Annotated in this window: 14 protein-coding genes; 10 read left to right on the forward strand and 4 right to left on the reverse strand. The window is 36.0% G+C overall.

Features of this window, described 5'->3' with window-relative positions; translation table 11 throughout:
- Window positions 1–56: 56 nt before the first annotated feature.
- Window positions 57–767 carry an N-acetylmuramoyl-L-alanine amidase gene (locus tag JOD07_RS11075; protein ID WP_158741205.1) on the forward strand — a complete coding sequence of 237 codons (711 nt, stop codon included), beginning with the start codon at window positions 57–59 and terminating at the stop codon, window positions 765–767.
- 89 nt (window positions 768–856) lie between these two features.
- Here the strand turns inward: JOD07_RS11075 and JOD07_RS15485 are convergent, their stop codons facing one another.
- From JOD07_RS15485 to JOD07_RS11095, 4 genes are all read right to left on the reverse strand, one after another.
- The gene (locus tag JOD07_RS15485) at window positions 857–2,182 is read right to left on the reverse strand and encodes a hypothetical protein (RefSeq protein WP_243144615.1); all 1,326 of its coding nucleotides are present in this window, start codon (window positions 2,180–2,182) and stop codon (window positions 857–859) included.
- Window positions 2,183–2,361: 179 nt separating this feature from the next.
- Window positions 2,362–2,982, reverse strand: coding sequence for a TrkA C-terminal domain-containing protein (locus JOD07_RS11085; protein WP_158741204.1), 621 nt, complete (start codon window positions 2,980–2,982; stop codon window positions 2,362–2,364).
- Window positions 2,983–3,692: 710 nt separating this feature from the next.
- Window positions 3,693–5,762 (reverse strand): methyl-accepting chemotaxis protein, encoded by a 2,070-nt coding sequence (locus JOD07_RS11090; RefSeq protein WP_158741203.1) that lies wholly within the window; start codon window positions 5,760–5,762, stop codon window positions 3,693–3,695.
- A 112-nt stretch (window positions 5,763–5,874) separates the two neighbouring features.
- The gene (locus tag JOD07_RS11095; RefSeq protein ID WP_158741202.1) at window positions 5,875–7,089 is read right to left on the reverse strand and encodes an AraC family transcriptional regulator; all 1,215 of its coding nucleotides are present in this window, start codon (window positions 7,087–7,089) and stop codon (window positions 5,875–5,877) included.
- A gap of 197 nt (window positions 7,090–7,286) precedes the next feature.
- On the opposite strand from JOD07_RS11095, the gene JOD07_RS11100 reads away from it, so the two are divergent.
- The 9 genes from JOD07_RS11100 to secA all read left to right on the forward strand — a co-directional run bounded on the left by JOD07_RS11100 (window position 7,287) and on the right by secA (window position 19,020).
- Window positions 7,287–8,552 carry an extracellular solute-binding protein gene (locus JOD07_RS11100; RefSeq protein ID WP_158741201.1) on the forward strand — a complete coding sequence of 422 codons (1,266 nt, stop codon included), beginning with the start codon at window positions 7,287–7,289 and terminating at the stop codon, window positions 8,550–8,552.
- Window positions 8,553–8,667: 115 nt separating this feature from the next.
- Window positions 8,668–9,894, forward strand: coding sequence for a carbohydrate ABC transporter permease (locus JOD07_RS11105; protein ID WP_158741200.1), 1,227 nt, complete (start codon window positions 8,668–8,670; stop codon window positions 9,892–9,894).
- 11 nt (window positions 9,895–9,905) lie between these two features.
- Entirely contained in the window at window positions 9,906–10,805 is a 900-nt protein-coding gene (locus JOD07_RS11110) for a carbohydrate ABC transporter permease (protein WP_243429311.1), read from the forward strand.
- 10 nt (window positions 10,806–10,815) lie between these two features.
- A complete protein-coding gene (locus tag JOD07_RS11115; protein ID WP_158741199.1) occupies window positions 10,816–13,092 on the forward strand; it encodes a glycoside hydrolase family 65 protein in 2,277 nt (758 codons plus the stop codon).
- A 130-nt stretch (window positions 13,093–13,222) separates the two neighbouring features.
- Window positions 13,223–14,035, forward strand: a complete 813-nt coding sequence (locus JOD07_RS11120; RefSeq protein WP_158741198.1) for a basic amino acid ABC transporter substrate-binding protein — start codon at window positions 13,223–13,225, stop codon at window positions 14,033–14,035.
- A gap of 142 nt (window positions 14,036–14,177) precedes the next feature.
- The gene (locus JOD07_RS11125) at window positions 14,178–14,885 is read left to right on the forward strand and encodes an amino acid ABC transporter permease (RefSeq protein WP_180322465.1); all 708 of its coding nucleotides are present in this window, start codon (window positions 14,178–14,180) and stop codon (window positions 14,883–14,885) included.
- On the forward strand, window positions 14,878–15,600 hold the full coding sequence (locus JOD07_RS11130; RefSeq protein ID WP_158741196.1) for an amino acid ABC transporter ATP-binding protein: 723 nt from the start codon (window positions 14,878–14,880) through the stop codon (window positions 15,598–15,600). The genes JOD07_RS11125 and JOD07_RS11130 overlap by 8 nt, the downstream gene beginning before the upstream one ends.
- A 161-nt stretch (window positions 15,601–15,761) precedes the next feature.
- The gene (gene hpf / locus JOD07_RS11135) at window positions 15,762–16,295 is read left to right on the forward strand and encodes a ribosome hibernation-promoting factor, HPF/YfiA family (protein WP_158741195.1); all 534 of its coding nucleotides are present in this window, start codon (window positions 15,762–15,764) and stop codon (window positions 16,293–16,295) included.
- Window positions 16,296–16,443: 148 nt separating this feature from the next.
- Window positions 16,444–19,020: a preprotein translocase subunit SecA gene (secA, locus tag JOD07_RS11140; RefSeq protein ID WP_158741194.1), complete on the forward strand. Its 2,577-nt coding sequence runs from the start codon at window positions 16,444–16,446 to the stop codon at window positions 19,018–19,020.
- The last annotated feature ends 11 nt before the right edge of the window (window positions 19,021–19,031 follow it).

Here is a 19,031-nt window from a genome sequence, read left to right on the forward strand (position 1 = left end):
TCCCTCTTTTTAATATGTATATAATAAGAAATTTTTTAGAAGAAGGGAGGGGAGCCATGCAAATTCAAAAAGACTTGCTTACAATTAACGAATACAGCCGGCCGGGTACTAAGCTTAAGAAGGTACAGGGAATTGTGGTCCACTGGGTAGCCAATCCGAACACTTCAGCAAAGGCCAATCGTAATTTCTTCGAAAATCGAAAAAACGGAAAATCCGGATACGGTTCTGCCCATTATATTATTGACCTGGATGGTAGCATTATTATGGCAATTCCACCAGAAGAAGTTGCATATCACGTAGGAGCAGAATCCTATCGTTCAGAAGCCTTAAAACGGTTAGGAAGCTATCCTAACAGTACAACCTTGGGGATTGAATGTACCCATGTGGATTGGAACGGAAAAATGACAGATAAAACCTATGAAAGTCTCATTTTGTTTTGCGCAGAATTATGCAAGAAATATAATCTTGACCCCTTAGCAGACTTATACAGACATTATGATATTACGGGAAAGATATGTCACAAGTGGTTCGTGGATCATCCAGATAAATGGGAAAAATTCAAGCAAAAAGTAAAGGAGTGTATGGATGGGGCGGCAGAAAATAAAGAACAAGTTAAATTTAACCTGTTGGGGAAAGAACATTTGGTAGAAGGATTTATAAAGGACGGAAAAACCTATGTACCGGCAAGAGAGTTATTGGAAGCTTTAGGTTTTACAGTAGGATGGGAAGCAGAGACAAAGACAGTTAGTGTAAAGAAGAAAAATTAGAACAACACCTCTATACCTTGGTATAGAGGTATTGCTTTTTTATTGTATAGAAAATTCCTCCGGATTTTCTTAGAATAAAAAGTATTTAATTATCTTTGGTCTTCGACATTGGCATTACTGTTGCTAGCCTTTAAAGCACTTATAGGATCATAGTATGGTGAGTTCAAAGGTACGCTAGGCAGCAATGCTATATCGACGGCATTTTCTGGGATGCCCCATGAATTGCCAGAGAATACAAATGAAGCACCATCCACAACGAATCCTCGAGTATTATAGACGACATTATTTATAATATGCCCGCTTGTACCTGAATTTAAATAGGCAGGCTGACGAAGAGAATAAAATATATTATTTCGAACCAACAGATTTTGCATATTATTGGCTTGTGGTACAAACCCTCGGTTGGTTACCCACCCAGTAGATGGACCTGCTTGTGGAGGCCCCCAAATGGTATTATTAATAATTCTATGGTTCATCCCGCCAATTTGAATAAATTCAAAGGGATACGGATTGTTACTCGTGATATTCAGTCCATCGATGGTGATTCCATTTCCAGTCACCAAAAATAGTATGGTAGCAGCTTGCAATTCAATCAACGTGTTGGGGTATCCTTTTAGAGTAATTCCAGGTTTATTAACATTGATTGTAGTGGTAACCGGATAAGTTCCGCCTAAAATATGAACAGTACCTGTTGGCGCAACAGCTTGAATCCCTTCCTGAATGGTACCAAAAGGATTGGATTGAGAGCCATTTCCATCAACTGCTCCAGCTTGAACATATACTTCATATGGATTTGGGGTGTCAGCTCCTTGGGGCAAAATATGTGTAATAATTAGATGTGCTGAAACAGGACTATTTCCTCCGGCATCAGTAGTGATGGTTAAAGCATTTCCATTGCCGCTGGGATTTCGTATCGTGAGCACCGAATCAGCTTCTGTTGTCGTTATAAAAGCCATACCTACAATCTGTGACGTGCCTGTTTCTCGCCCCACCACCGTATAGGCCTGCTCTTGGTCGTTAAGGGTTATAACCAGTTGTCCTTCTTGGCTGACACTTACCTGGAAGAATACCTGATAAGTACCAATTTCAGCTAAATTAAATGTATTGGGGCCAATACGCGTAATGGTAGTTCCGCTAGTAGGTCCATCTTGAGGAAAGTTTACATCATCACCGGGAGCAATGGGATCAGGATTATCTGTGCCCATCAACGCATAAAAATCGGCATATGCGGATATGCCTCCGCCAGGTGGTCCTGGAGGACCTTGTAATCCTTCTGGTCCCCTTTGTCCCTGAGGTCCTGGCAAACCTCTTGGTCCTCTGGGGCCTCTAGGACCGGCAGGCCCCGGTGGACCTGAACAATTGGAACAGTATTTACGATAAAGTCTAGGATAACCATTATCAAAGTCACTGCTCATTGCTATAATACCTCCTTATAAAATGAAAAAGAGTATTTTGCTTGGGTGATCAAAACAGAATTTAGTAATGAGTAAGGGGAAAATAATAAGTAAAAACCGCTTATATAATAGATGTATGCTGTATAATAGGTTTTGTGAAAGAATAGGAAAAAAATAACTCCTTAGAGATTTCTAAGGAGTTATTTTAATAAGAATTGGCTTGTACGTTCATGAATATAGGGATCACCAACAATAAGAAGGATGTCCCCCTCTTGAAATTGGGCATAGGGGCCTGGAGAGATGATCAGGCGTTTTCCTCTTTTGATACCTACGATGGTTGCTCCTGTATTTTGCCAAAATTTTGTATCGTCAATATTTTTCCCGATTATATGAGAATTGGAAGGCAGAGCAATTTCTATGGGGGTAATCAGATTACTGTGCTTGAGTTTATCCGCGTATTCTACTATTGTATTGAGCATTTCCTGAATTTCTGATTCAATCCTTTTCTTTTGCTCTAAAAGATCACGGATGCGATTTTTCAGCTCACCAATACTTTCTTTCTGTTTAAAGCGTTCCATGAAATGATAAGCTTTTTCTTTGGATTTGACATAGATTCCGCTGCCCTGTGTAACAGTTACCACTTCCATGTCTTCCAGAAGTCTCATCGCGCGTCTTATGGTCTCAGGGGATACATTATATTCCCCGGCCAGAGTAGAACGCCCCCTTAATTTTTCACCTTCTAAAAATTCTCCTTTATAGATTCTACCTGCCATGTCTACAGCTATTTTCATATAGGTAGGAACCTCTAAACCGTTGCTCATTTTTTTCTTCACCTCATAGTATTTTCAAAATATACCTTTTAATTTAATGTCCTATCCCATTCTAGCATAGGATTATTTTTTTTGCATTATTGATTTTTTTACCAAAAATAAAGTAAATGTACAAATATTATTGGAAATATTTATACAATTATAAATATAGACGGCGAAATTTAACGATAAAAAATACTAATAATTAATAATCATATTCATTCATTAAAAGTTACATGACAACAATATACAGTACTTTACATAAAACAAAAAAGCAACAAGAGATTCACAAAATTATCCACAAGGCAATGCCCTGTATTATAAGATATTTTAGTTATGCACAAAACTATCCACATTATCCACAGGATTTATGTACACAAAACAAATGTTTTGTGGAAATACAAAAAGTTATCCACAAAATGAGAATGCCTGTTAAATTTTTATCTAAATCGTTTTAATTTTGCAGGATTCACATCTTTGGCACACAAAAGCAATTTGTTGATCGTTAGCAAACGATGATAACAAAGAGGTTTATTATTATAGAAAAGTCAATACTGAAAAGGCAGACCTTCTAAATAAGGGATTAAAGGATGGTCATTAGTTGATAAGGATATATGTTGTGTGGTTTATAAGCAAAAGGCAAACCTTTAAATGTAAGGCTTGCCTTTTTTGAAGTTTAGATTATGAAGAGATTATTCTTATGAATGACTGACACGTCAAAGCTATTTAAATTTAGAGTAAGTATGCTTTAAATCTTCTATACTTTTAAGGAGAGCATTAGCCATCTCAGTGATTTTATCGGAATGCTGGGTCTGCATTAAGGTTTCTGCACTTACTTCCTGGGCTATGCTGGCGGATTGCTCAATAACTTGAGAGATTTCAGAGATAGCCAATAAAAGTTTTTCCTTTTTAGACATGACTTCGTCAAGAAGAGAAGTTGTGTTATGTATTTCTTTATTGATGCTCTCCATTTTAGCAAAGATCTGATCAAAAGTTTTTGTGGTTTGGTTAACAATAGGAATTTGACTGCTAAATTTCTCCATGGATTTTTCGACTTCTCGCATGGCGTATTCTTTCTTTTCATGGATCGCATTAATCGTATTGGCTATAGTGTTAATGGCATTTTGAGTTTGATCAGAAAGATTTCTGACCTCCTCTGCAACGACTGCAAATCCCTTTCCATATTTGCCTGCTCTGGCGGCCTCTATGGCTGCATTAAGGGCCAGCAGATTTGTCTGGTCATTTACAGATTTGACTAAGTCTAAGATTTTGCTTATATTACTTGCTTCGTCTCCCAAAGATTTTACATAAGTGTAAATATTGTTTGCACTGTTTATTGTACTTTTCGTATTGTCAGTCAGGATTTCCAAGCTTTCCTTTGTATCTTGACTCATCTTCATAGTTGTCTGAGAAATATCTTGTATTTTATATATGGCAGTATTTACAGTATTAATATCATCGGATAAATCATTCAGCAAAAGTACACTGGATTGAGTCTGGATATTTTGCTCCTCAGCACCTTTAGCCACACTTTCTACAGCCAGGGCTATTTCTTTAGCGGACTGGGAAGTAGAAAATGCTACTTTTTGCAGCATACTGGCATTTTCTTCGACAATTTCCGTTACTTCATGGGAATTTTTAAGCAATTGTTTTAAAGAAGAAACCATATTTGTAAATCCATTTACCAATAGGGACATTTCATGGGTTGAAATTTTAACCTGTTCCATAAATTGATCCGCAATGTTCAAATGACCTAGCCCAACTTCTTCCATATATCGCGATATCTTGGAGATTGGCTTGGATAGCAATTGGGCGAAAACAATACTGACAAAAATGATTACTACTATAAATATTACTAATAAAATGGATATTTTTAAAAAAGAACGATTAAAATCTTTCATCAATATGGTAATGTCAGAATTAATAATAAGTAACCAACCATTGCTATATTTACTGTAGCTGATTAAATGATTCCCGTCATTAAAAGAGCTTGAAGAAGATGGGTTCATCTTAATATCTTCTATGTATTTAAGATAATTTGATTCAAAATTTTTATTGACCAGTTCAATATGATCGCATAAAGCAATTTCATTGTTTTGGTCTAAGATTAGTATAGGGATTTCAGGATCGATGCTGGCGTTTTGAATAATGGAATTAAAATAGTTTTCGTTAATTGCAAAGAATATAAAAAGATTATTATTTTTGATGGTATCATCCAGCCTTTTGGCAACATATATTTTTTTATTATGTTCATTTCCTAAGAAAATCCATTGTGGTTCGTAGCTTATATTATTTTTTAGTTTTTTATAAATATTGGAATTTAAAAATTCATCACTGTTAAAATAATCAGTTGCTGAAGGATCAGAATTGCCTGCAGAGTAAATTAGCCTGTCATTATTAATTGTATATAAACCGTTTATGACTTTATTTTTATTGAAAAGATTTAATAAAAGTGCATCTATGTCTACTTTTAAGTTGAGGAGCTTTCCTTTATCTAAGGTATCATAATTTCGGGTATATTGCTTGAAATCACGATCCAGGGTTATTTCGGAAATCACATGATCAACCAGGGACAATGATTCATTAATATTGACATTGAGTTGATTCACTATTTTTTGGGAGTAGAGTGAAACGATCCTTTCTACACACTTTGTAATACTGCTTTTAGTAATTCCCATGATGATCAGACAAGGAATGATGCCAATGGTTAATAATAGAGCGATGATTTGATAAGAAAGTTTTGACTGGCTTTTCTTGTCAGCTTTTTTGTGATCTTTCTTTTCTCCTGGCATATATGGTCCCCCCAATGATTAGATATATTTATTGTAAATTATATCTAATATGGACAAGTTTTTATTGAAGAATATTAATAATTATAACAATAATTTAAGAAATAAATATTGCTTAATTATTTGATTGCCTGTAAGCATTGGGGGACATTCCCATATATTTGTGAAACATTTTAATATAGTAGCTTTGATTGCAAAATTGATAAAATGCTGCGATGTCGGCAATGGATTCATTGCTGTATTTGAGAAAATAGGTAGATTCTTCAATCCGTTTTTTTATAATGTACTGAAAAAGACTGATGCCTACTTCCTTTTTAAATAAAGCACTCAGATAATTTGGATGAACATATACATGGTCAGCAATATCTTTAAGAGTAAGTTTATCAGACAGATGATTCACAATATATAACATTGTATTCTTAATAATGGGGGAGAATTTAAATGTTTTTGCTTCATTGACTTTTTCTATAAATGTTTCAACCATTCTATATTCCAGGTTATTCAGTTCGGACATAGAGTTTGTTTTTTCTATTTCCATAATAAATGCATCACTAAGATTAAATGCTTCATAGTCCGTTACACCTCCTGCTATGGCGGCTCTTGTAAAGATGGTGCAGGAGCCTATAAGGGAATTTTTTAAGGACCGTAGTGGATCATCGGACAGTTTGGCACGGTTTAAGGAATTGATTTCTGAAAGAATATGTCTGGCATTGGGTTTAATACCGTTTTTAATATGTTTAACAATGACTTGTTCTAAATAATATGGGGGATGTTCAAACATACTTAGTCTGTTTTTATAGGTAGTAACAAAGTAGTTTTCCGGAACGGATGTTTTTTCAGAGGTGTCAGTGGATGTATTCTGTTCCAGATGGATACTGGAATCATCGGGGAATAGATAGTTGAGAAGCTTATTGATATAAAAACGTTTGGTATGGTCTAAAATTTGTAGTTTAGAAAAATAATCCATCAGTTTATGCTTTAATTTAATAGAAAGAGTATTTTTCTTTATAAGTGTCGAAAGTTTAGCATCATACATTTCTTCATCTAAAAAGGGGCCTATTATAATCACATCCGTATCATTCAGCTCATAAACAATAAAACATTCGTAATAGTCATTTGTTATAAACTGACAGGTAAATGTCTGATTTCTACTAAAAATAATATTGGGAAATTCACATTCGTTTTTTAATAATGCATCCATCGATAAAGGTTTTTCGGGGAACTGTACAACGGGAGAATTATTACTGTATAAGCTTACAGGAACTTGAGTGAAATAGTATATAATTTCCAGCTTTTCCAGAGTAGTATTATGCTTATGGTTATATTCCATAAAAATCCCCCTTTATTTATCTAATATTATAGGAACATTACCCATTAATATTATAATACTTTTATTAATATAATGAAATACATTGTTTTGAAATTGGTATATGATAATAATAACCAATAGCTCACAGCTTTTGGCAAGCAGTGAAAGCATATGAATGGAATATTTGAAATCAAAGAAAAATTTAAGGGGGAATTACAATGAAAAAATGGTTAAGCATTCTTGTAGCGATGTTAATGGTTTTAAGTGCCGGCTGCTCAAAAGCTCCTGCAACTCAAGAAACACCTGCAGAAACACCTGCTGAGCAAAAAACTGAAACACCTGCAGCAGAAGTACCAGCAGAAAAGACAAAAATTAGCTTTGCTGTTCAGGCGGACAGTACTCCTGCTCTGGAGACTTTGGTAAGCACATTTAATGGCAGTCAAGATAAGTACATTGTTGAAATTGTTGAGTTTACTAATGACTCATCGCAAATGCACGATCAACTTATTACATCTTTATCCTCTGGATCCTCTGAATACGATGTAATGTCTCTTGACGTAGTTTGGGCGGGAGAATTTGCAGCAGCAGGCTATATTGAAGCATTAGATATGCTGATGGATGAAGCAGGACTCAAAATTGAAGATTTTAATGCTGGTTCCATGGCATCCGGAAGCTATCAAGGTAAACAATATACATTGCCTTATTTCCCTGACTTAGGACTTTTATTCTATCGTTCTGATATTGTAAGTCCTGAAGATGCAGCAAAACTTGAAAGCGGAGATTACACATATGATGATCTTTATGCAATGATGGAAAAATACAAAGGTCAAGGTGGAACAGAAACCACTTTTACATTCCAGGCTAAACAATATGAAGGTATTACATGTAATGCTACTGAATTTACAGGGGCTTTCAAAGATTTAAAAGCCGGTCTTGAAACAATGAAGAAGTTTACAGATTCTGATCTTACACCAACAGATATCTTAAACTATGATGAAGGTTCTACAGATGCAAACTTCAAAGAAGGTAAATCTGTATTTTCCAGAAACTGGCCATATCAATTCGGCGTGATTAAAGGAGAAGATTCCAAGATTAAACCGGATCAAATTGGAGTTGCTCCTCTGCCAAAGGGAAATGTTGTAGGTGGATGGTTATTATCCATTAACAAAAATTCAGATAACATTGAAGGTGCCTGGGAATTTGTGAAATTTGTTGCAGGACCTGAAGGTCAAAAAATTAATTCAACAAAAGGCGGATATTTACCGGGATATAATGCATTACTTACGGATGAAGAAGTAATCGCAGCCAATGAATTACTCCAATCTGAAGGATTCAAGAAAGCACTTACATCCACGATTGCAAGACCTGTCAGCGCAGAATACTCAAAATTATCCGATACAATTCAGGTGAATGTACACAAGTATTTATCAGGAAGCCAGGATATTGACACAACTGTGGCAGCTATTGAAGCAGCTTTAAAGTAATTAACTGATCATAAAGCAGTTGTATAATGGGTGAAAATGAAGATGGGAATAGGACTAAGTGTAGGACTATTCCCATCTTTGTAAAAAGTTAATTTGGTGTTGGGGGGGAAAGCAAGTGCAAAAGACACTCTCTTTCAGAGAATTTCTATTTATTCTTCCTATTCTGGTCATTATCTCTGTGTTTTCAATCTGGCCCATACTGGATACGCTAAAATATACAGTATTTGATTATCGTTTAAATGACCAGCAAAAGTCGCAGATGTTCTTGGGTGAGCGCTTTAATACGGATTTATTCAATGAAAATGCTAAGTATGTACGGTTTTATTTAAATAAGGATAAGGCTTTGGTTCAGGACAGTGTACAACAACAGGAATTTGAAAGAATTATTGCTTATACTGAAGAGATGATTGCAAAATACAAAAATCAAAAAGGGGTTATAGAATTATCCGGCAATGAAGCAAAAACAGTGCAGGATTATATAGCCAATGTTAAAGAGGATACAGTAAATCTTTATGAAGCCAATAAAACTGCAAACTTAGTCAATGGCGAGAACTTGCAAATGATCATTGCTGAATTGGATAAATCATTTATAGGTTCCAATTTTATCGGCCTTCAGTCTTATCGTCAGATCTTAACAGATCTCAGATTCTGGATAGCACTCAAAAATACATTGTTTTTCACAGTTGTATCGGTATTTATTGAATTTGTATTGGGCCTCGCCCTTGCTATGATTATGAACAAAGCAATGAAAGGAATAGGATTAGTAAGAACGATCTCATTGATTCCCTGGGCAATACCTACGGCAGTATCAGCGCTTATGTGGAGTTATATGTATGACGGGGGAAGCGGAATAATTGCCAAACTGGCATCTGTAATAGGTTTAGTGGAGAGCCCGGAACATCTTCTCTTAACTGGTGTCGGAGCGATGGCATCAGCCATTGCCTCAGACGTATGGAAAACAACGCCCTATATGGCATTACTGCTTTTGGGAGGACTTCAAACCATTGATAAGGGATTGTATGAGAGCTCTCAGATTGATGGAGCAGGCAGGATAAGAACCTTTACATCCATCACATTGCCCTTGCTTAAGCCATCCATATTGGTAGCGCTTCTGTTTAGAACTTTGGATGCCTTTAGGGTATATGACTTAATTGCTGTTTTAACTGGTGGAGGACCGGGAGGCTCTACTGAGACATTATCCATTTATGCGTATAAAGTAATGTTCGGACAAACGAATTTTGGATACGGTTCTGTAATTGTTTTAATGATGTTCTTCTGTGTTGCAGCAATAGCAATACTGTTCGTTAAGGTACTAGGCGCAGATATTATGTCTAGCAAATAGGGGGTGGGATCATGAGTAAAATTTTAACGGCTAATAAAGCACAAATGATCAATAAAGCAGAAACTATGAATGCAAAGGCGCAAAGAACGGAAAGAATCTGGAGAATTTCCATTACAGCAATCATTGCATTTTTTATGTGTATTATTGTGTTTCCATTCTTTTGGATATTGATTACTTCTGTTAAGCCTACCAGCCAGATCTTTGGGGACGGAGCCTATGCTATTTATGCAGGACAATTGGTATTGGATCATTATATAACTGTTATTTTTGAAAAGGGAATCCTTCACTCTATATGGAACAGTTTTGTTGTAGCGTCCGTTACAACATTATATGTTGTATGTATAGCAGTCCTGGCGGCATATGCTATTTCCAGATTTAACTTTAAGGGAAAAAGTTTTCTCTTAGGACTTATTCTTGCAATCTCCATGTTCCCACAGATGATTGTGGTAGGCCCTATATACAATTTATTTACACAGCTTCATCTGACCAACAGCTATTTTGTTGTATTGCCATATTCCACCATTACATTGCCTTCTGCAGTCTGGATTATGGTAACCCACTTTAATCAAATCCCTTTAGCGATTGAAGAATCTGCTAAGATTGACGGTGCAACCCCTTTTGAAACCTTGACAAAAGTTATTTTCCCGCTGGCGGCACCTGGGGTATTTACAACAGGGATTATTACTTTCATTGCTGCATGGAATGAGTACCTTTTAACAGTAACACTTAATACGGATAAGAATTATCATACTGTTCCAGTAGCGGTTTCATTCTTAAGAAGTCAGTTTCAAATATTATGGGGGCAAGTATCAGCAGCAACTATTGTTGTAACGATCCCTACCCTCATTATTGTGCTTTTATTCCAAAAGCAAATTGTATCCGGTTTAATTTCGGGAGCTGTAAAGGAGTAGTGAATTTTACATGACAGAAAATTTAAAGTGGCAGATTACAAGCGATTCTTTAGATGCTTCACAACTTTTAGTAGACGAAACACTATTTCATGTTGCCAATGGTTATATAGGAGTCAGAGGAAATTTTGAAGAGGGATACCCCAATCACTATAATACCATCCGAGGTGCATACATTAATGGTGTTTATGATATATCTGAAGTAAAGCATGGTGAAAAACTCCATGGATTTATAGACAGCAAGCAAAAAATTATTAATATCACAGATGTGCAAGGTATAAAATTGTATATTGCGGGGGAAAAGTTTTCTTTATTTGATGGAAAGGTACTGAATTTTAAAAGAATTTTAGATATGAGGGAAGGTATTTATAAACGTCAGATTCTGTGGGAATCTCCCAAGGGTCATATTATTGAGATCAATATTCAAAGAATGGCCAGTTTTATAAAACCTGAATTGTTTGTTATAGATTATACGGTTCGATCGATTAATTATGAGGGGGAAATTGTATTCGTTTCGACTCAAAAAGGAGATGTATTCAATTACTTTGATCCTACAGATCCGAGAGTAGCAGGAGAATTGGAGAAGCATCTTACAGTAGAAACGATAGATATACAAAAAGATATTGGTATAATCACTTCAATAACCAATAAGTCGCATATTAGGGTAACCAGTGCCGTTAAGCACGTAGTTTCTTCGCAACATGAACTGGAAAGAATTCAGGATGATAAGTCCTCTACAACTAAAATCAGGCTTTATATTAAGGCAGGCCAGGCTCAAAGACTGGTTAAATATTGCATTTTTACTGATTCTGTGAGATTTTCAGACTGTCACCAGGCAGCCATCGATAAAATGGAAGAAGTTCTAGAAACTCCTATTGAGCAGTTATATCAATTACAGAAAGTTTATTTAAGTGCGTTCTGGGATAAAGCAGATGTGGTTGTAAATGGGGATGACAGGCTGCAGCAGGGTATTCACTTCAGCCTTTTTGAATTGCTGCAGTCAGTTGGGAAAGATCAATATAGTAATATTGCGGCAAAAGGCTTATCTGGAGAAGGTTATGAAGGACACTATTTTTGGGATACGGAAATTTACATGTTGCCATTTTTTTTGCTAACAGACAAAGCTTTGGCTGAAAACTTATTAAACTATCGATATGAGAAACTGGAGGCGGCAAGGGAAAATGCCAGGATTTTGGGACATAAGAAAGGGGCTTTGTATCCCTGGAGAACTATATCGGGCAGTGAATGTTCTGCCTATTTTCCTTCCGGTACAGCGCAATACCATATCAATGCAGATATAGCATACATGTTTGTACAATATTATTTTGTAACTGGGGACCTTGACTTTGTGGAAAGCAAAGGGGCTGAAGTACTGTTTGAAACGGCAAGATTGTGGATGGACACAGGACATTACGTAGAAGATTCCTTTAGGATAGATGCTGTTACAGGGCCGGATGAATATACTTGTATAGTCAATAATAATTACTATACAAATTGTATGGCCAAATACAATTTAAAATGGGCGGTTAAATTTTACGAACTCCTTAAAGAAAATAATCGAATTGAGCATTTGGCCCAAAAGCTTGGGATCACAGAAGAAGAAGTGAATGAATGGCAGCAAGCCGCTGAAAAAATGTATCTGCCTTATGATGAAAAATTAGATATTAATCCTCAGGACGATTCATTTTTATCCAAAGCCATATGGGATTTTGAAAACACTCCCAAAGATCAATATCCTTTATTGTTGCATTATCATCCCCTCTATATTTACAGGTATCAGGTATGTAAGCAGGCGGATACGGTATTGGCCCATTTCCTGCTGGAAGATGAGCAAAAATTAAGTACAATTAAAAAATCTTATGAATACTATGAAAAGATTACAACCCATGATTCTTCATTATCCACTTGTATTTTTAGTATTGTTGCCGCTAAATTAGGAGAGATCAGGAAAGCCTACGATTATTTTATGCAGACCACACGACTGGATCTGGACAATATTCATCATAATACCAAAGACGGCATTCATACAGCGAATATGGGCGGCACATATATGGGCATGGTTTACGGTTTTGCAGGACTTAGAATAAAAGAAAGTGGTATTTTCTTTAATCCGGTAATACCTGAACAGTGGAAAAGCTATGAGTTTAAGATTTGCTATCAAGGCAGAATGATAAAAATACATGTAAATCAAGAGCAAAGTCATTATACCCTTCTTGAAGGAAAAGAACTTAAGATTCATGTTTATGATCAAGAATATATTTTAAATGACGATATAATCATTAAAATTTAATAAATATTAATTTTCAAAATCCGTGTGAAAATTCTATACACGGATTTTTTATATAAAAATTAAAAGAATCAGTTGACTATTTATTCAGTCAGATGTATAATTATACAAAAACATAAAGGGGAGAGCATTCATGAAGAAATTAGTGTGTTTAATGATATCAATAATGATGTTTGTTGGGTTAGTCGGATGTGGCCAATCACAGAGTGATACACAGTCAAATGATCAAAATATTCAACAGGGGCAAAGTCAGGATCCAGCACAAGATCAGGCAAACGCTGGAGAGAAAAAAGTAATCGTTATGGGAACCAATGCAGAATTTCCTCCTTTCGAATATCGAGAAGGGGATAAAGTAGTAGGATTTGACGTTGAAATTGCAAAAAAAGTGGCAGAAAAATTAGACGCTGAATTAAAGATAGAAGATATGCTTTTCGACGGATTAATTCCTGCGCTTGAAGCTGGAAAGATTGATTTTATCGCTGCGGGAATGAGTGTAACGGAAGAAAGAAAGAAAAATGTTGATTTCTCCAATGGTTATTATGAAGCAAGCCAGGTTATTATTGTTACTGCAGATAACGAAACCATCAAAGGGCCTGAAGATTTAAAGAATAAGAAAATTGGTGTTCAGTTAGGAACTACAGGAGATATGGAAGCACAAAATATCGAAGGTGCAGAAGTAGTTCAATTCAATGCCGGATTCGCTGCCATTATGGATTTGCAAAATGGCAAAGTAGATGCAGTAATACTGGATTCTGAGCCAGCTAAAAATTTTGCATCTCAAAATAATCAAATTAAAATTCTTGATGTAGAGTTAACTAAAGAAGAATATGCAATTGCTGTGAAAAAAGGAAATACAGAGCTTGTAAATGCAATTAATGCTGTGCTTGAAGAACTGAAAACCAGTGAATATGATAGATTAGTTCAAAAATATTTTACAGCTGAATAAAATAATGGTAAAATATTATTGATAAAAAAGGTTAGCAGTCTATGCTGCTAACCTTTTTCTGTGATAAAATAAAGACTGATGGCCCATATGAAGATCATGATGTATGATTAATGGAATAAAGAGAGATGAGAGAGGTGAAAAGATGTCAATAGCTGAGATTTTTTTGGGAAACGACAGGTATAAGTATATTTTAGAAGGTTTAAGATTTTCCTTGCTGGTAACTGCATTTGCAGCGGTGATTGGTATATTGATTGGAATTATCGTTGCATTATTTCGCATTTCTGAAATTAAGCCCTTCAAATTTTTAAAGGGAACCAAATTTGAGAAATGGGCAGATTTCAATCCTATTTCTTTTATTGCAATGCTTTATATTGATATAATCAGAGGAACTCCTGCAGTTGTGCAGCTTATGATTATGCACACAGTTATTTTCGGAAAAGTTTCTGCGCCTAAATTACTTGTAGCAGGTTTGGCGTTCGGAATCAACAGCGGTGCATATGTTGCTGAAATAATAAGGGCAGGAATTATGGGGCTTGATAAAGGCCAAATGGAAGCAGCACGATCTCTTGGTATGGGCTATGGAATGTCAATGTATTACATTATTATTCCTCAGGCAATCAAAAATATACTGCCAACCTTAGTAAGTGAATTTATCATTTTATTAAAAGAAACTTCTATTGTAGGTTTTATTGGAGGAATGGACTTGCTTCGTTCTGCCAATGTCATTACCAGTCAGACTTACAGAGGATTTGAACCATTGATGGCTGTTGCACTTATATACCTTGCTTTAACAGGTATATTTACTAAACTTATGCGCATAGTAGAAAGGAGGATGAGACGCAGTGATTGAGATTATTGATTTATATAAAAGTTTTGGGAAATTAGAAGTATTAAAAGGAATAAATGAACATATTGAAAAGGGAGAAGTAGTTGTTGTCATAGGACCCAGTGGTTCAGGGAAATCTACATTCCTAAGATGTATTAATTTGATGGAGCAGCCTACAAAAGGGCAGATATTATTTGAAGGTGTAGATATTACATCCCCGAAGACCAATATCAATCTCATCCGTCAGAAAGTTGGCATGGTTTTTCAGCATTTTAATTTATTTCCCCATATGAATGTTATGGAGAATTTAACTTTGGCTCCCATCAAATTAAAAGGATATACCAAAGAGCAGGCAGAAAGTATTGCGTATAATCTGCTGGATAAAGTAGGGCTTAAAGATAAGGCTATGGAGTATCCCAATAAATTATCCGGAGGACAAAAGCAAAGAATAGCTATTGCAAGATCCCTGGCCATGAGTCCTGATGTGATGCTCTTTGACGAACCTACATCGGCATTGGATCCGGAGATGGTTAAAGAAGTGTTGGAAGTTATTAAAGAATTGGCTAATGAAGGCATGACTATGGTGATCGTAACTCATGAAATGGGCTTTGCAAAAGAAGTAGGCACGAGACTTTTATTCATGGATGAAGGAAGAATCATTGAGCAAGGAGATCCCAAAGAGGTATTTGCCAATCCACAGGAAGAAAGAACCAAGATCTTCTTGAGTAAAGTGCTATAATTTGGATAATTTTACATTGTATTATGGATGGCTTAATGAATACAATATTTTTATTAAGAAATTTATTTATCAAAAAGGATTTTGGGGCAATTTGTAGAATATATAAGTATACAAAAAGATAAAACCTTTTTGGGAAAGTAAATCAGAAGGAGTTGATCCCTATGCGTTATATCATCAGCGGAACAAATATTGAAATTACCAATGCACTCCAGGAAAAAATAATGGATAAATTAAGCAAATTAGAAAAGTTTTTCGTTGCTGAAACAGAAGCGCAAGTGACATTAAGCGTTGAAAAATTAAGACATATCATAGAAGTTACGATTCCTTTCCAGGGAACGATTTTAAGAGCTGAAGTAGATGAAAAAGATATGTATGCTGCCATTGATGAAGTTGTAGATGTATTAGAAAGACAACTTCTGAAATTCAAAGGCAGATTAAGAGATAGACACAGAAACAATAGTCCTTTTAAAGAAGAGTTTATTAAGGACATCGATCAGGCCAATGATGAAGAATCCATCGTAATAGAAAAAACCAAACGCTTTGCAATTAAACCTATGAGTGTAGAAGAAGCGGCAATGCAGATGGATTTATTGGGACATAGCTTTTTCGTTTTCCGAAATGCAGAAACTGAAGAAGTGAATGTTGTTTATAAACGTAAAAATGGTACTTACGGATTAATTGAACCGGAATTTTAATAAATGCCCTCACGTATTTCGTGAGGGTTTTCCTTATAGAGTCATTTGCTTTCATGTAAATATTGCAGTATTGTAAATGAGGATAATGTTTGATATACTAATTTGGGAAAAGTACGACTAATAGAGTAATCATAAAGAAGGTGAACTAGTGAAAGGTTTATTGGAAAAGATCTTTGGAACGCATAGCGAACGGGAATTAAAAAGAATAGAAGGATTGGTTAATGAGATTGAAGCCTTGGGACCCCAAATGGAAAGTTTGTCCGATGCAGAATTAAGAGCTAAAACAGATGAATTTAAGAAAAGACTGGAAGAAGGACAAACATTGGATGATATTCTCCCTGAAGCCTATGCAGTTGTAAGAGAAGCCGCATACAGAGTTCTTGGTATGCGCCATTTTAGAGTGCAATTAATTGGTGGAATTATTCTTCACCAGGGAAGAATAGCAGAAATGAAGACAGGGGAAGGAAAAACTTTGGTTGCTACCCTTCCTGCCTATTTAAATGCTTTGGAAGGTAAAGGCGTTCATGTTGTAACTGTTAACGATTATCTGGCAAAACGTGACGCTGAATGGATGGGAAAAGTCCATGAATTCTTAGGTTTATCCGTAGGTGTAATTTTACACGATATGGATGCCGAAGAAAGAAGAAGGGCCTATAATTGTGATATTACCTATGCAACGAATAATGAATTGGGCTTTGATTATTTAAGAGACAATATGGTACTTTATAAAGAAGAAATGGTACAGAGAGACCTTCATTATGCAATCATCGACGAAGTGGACTCTGTATTGATTGATGAAGCAAGAACGCCTCTCATCATATCAGGAAGCAGTTCTAAATCTACCCATTTGTATAAAGCAGCAGATGTCTTTGTACGTCGTCTCCAAAAGGGAAGAGTGCTTACAGACGAATCTGCATTAAACAATTTAATGCGCCAGGAAATACAGGAAGAAGGGGACTTTGTTGTTGATGAGAAGGCTAAGACCGTTACATTAACAGAAGAAGGGGTAAAGAAGGCAGAGCAGTATTTTGGACTGGCTAATCTGGCAGACCCTGAAAATATGGAAATTCAGCACCATATTAATATCGCCCTTAAAGCGCATCATATTATGCATCTAGATAAGGATTATGTAATTAAAGATGGCGAAATCGTTATCGTTGATGAATTCACAGGGAGAATGATGCCCGGAAGAAGATATTCAGACGGATTGCATCAAGCCATTGAAGCTAAGGAAAATGTACAAGTGCAAAGAGAAAGTAAAACCTTGGCGACCATTACTTTCCAGAACTTTTTCAATAAATATCATAAAAAATGTGGAATGACTGGTACTGCTTTAACAGAAGAAAACGAATTCCGTGAAATATATGGTATGGACGTAATCGTTATTCCTACCAATAAGCCGGTGATTCGTATTGACCATCCGGATGTGGTATACAAAACTCAAAAAGCTAAATTTAATGCCGTTGTCAATGAAATAGAAGAATCTTATAAAAAAGGACAGCCGGTACTGGTAGGTACCATTACCATTGACACCTCAGAAATGCTTAGCCAAATGTTAAAGAAAAGAGGCATAAAGCATCAGGTATTAAACGCAAAATATCATGAAAAAGAAGCTGAAATTGTAGCATTAGCCGGACAAAAAGGTGCCGTTACCATTGCAACCAACATGGCAGGTCGTGGTACGGACATTAAACTGGGTGAAGGCGTAAAAGAATTAGGTGGTTTAAAGATTATAGGTACGGAAAGGCATGAATCAAGACGTATCGATAATCAGTTAAGAGGTCGTTCAGGCCGTCAGGGAGACCCGGGAGAATCTCGATTCTATATTTCTTTGGAAGACGATTTGATGAGATTATTTGGCTCTGACAGGATTTCAAAACTTGTTGAGACCATGGGAATGCCTGAGGATGAACCTATCGAGCATAAGATGCTTACAAAAGCCATAGAAAGTGCTCAAAAGAAAGTAGAAGGCAATAACTTCTCCATCCGTAAGCATTTGCTGGAATATGACAGAGTTATGAATGATCAAAGAGAAATCATATACAGTGAACGCCGCAAGGTATTGGAAGGAGATAACTTAAGAGATAACATTATAAAAATGGTTAAGGAAATCATTGAATCTTCTGTAGATATGTACACAGGAGAAAGTCCTCATGCAGATGACTGGGATATAGTTGGATTAAGAGAACATCTCACTAAAATCATGCCTATACAGGGCATAGAAATAACCAAAGAAGAAAGAGAAGATATTACTAAGGAAGCTCTAAAGGAAAAGATTATAGACAAGGCCCTTAAATTATATGAACAGAAGGAACAAGAAATCGGAGAAGAACAGATGCGTGAAATAGAACGGGTTATTCTTCTTCGGGTAATTGACCAAAAATGGATGGATCACATTGACAATATGGATCAGATGCGCCAGGGAATCGGACTTCGTGCATATGGCCAAAGAGATCCTCTGGTGGAATATCAGTTTGCCGGATACGATATGTTCGAAGAAATGAGTGCAAATATTCAGGAAGATACTGTTCGTGCTCTGTATCATGTAAAAATTGCTTATAAACCTGAAAGAGAAAGAGTTGCAGAACCAACTTCCACAAACAGAGGAGAAGAGTCCAGTGTAAAAACCCCTTATAAGAGGAAGGAAGAAAAAGTTGGAAGAAACGATCCTTGTCCTTGTGGAAGCGGTAAAAAGTACAAACACTGTTGCGGTAGAAATGCATAGTACAGTGAAAT

Source organism: Defluviitalea raffinosedens, from assembly GCF_016908775.1.
Taxonomy (GTDB): domain Bacteria; phylum Bacillota; class Clostridia; order Lachnospirales; family Defluviitaleaceae; genus Defluviitalea; species Defluviitalea raffinosedens.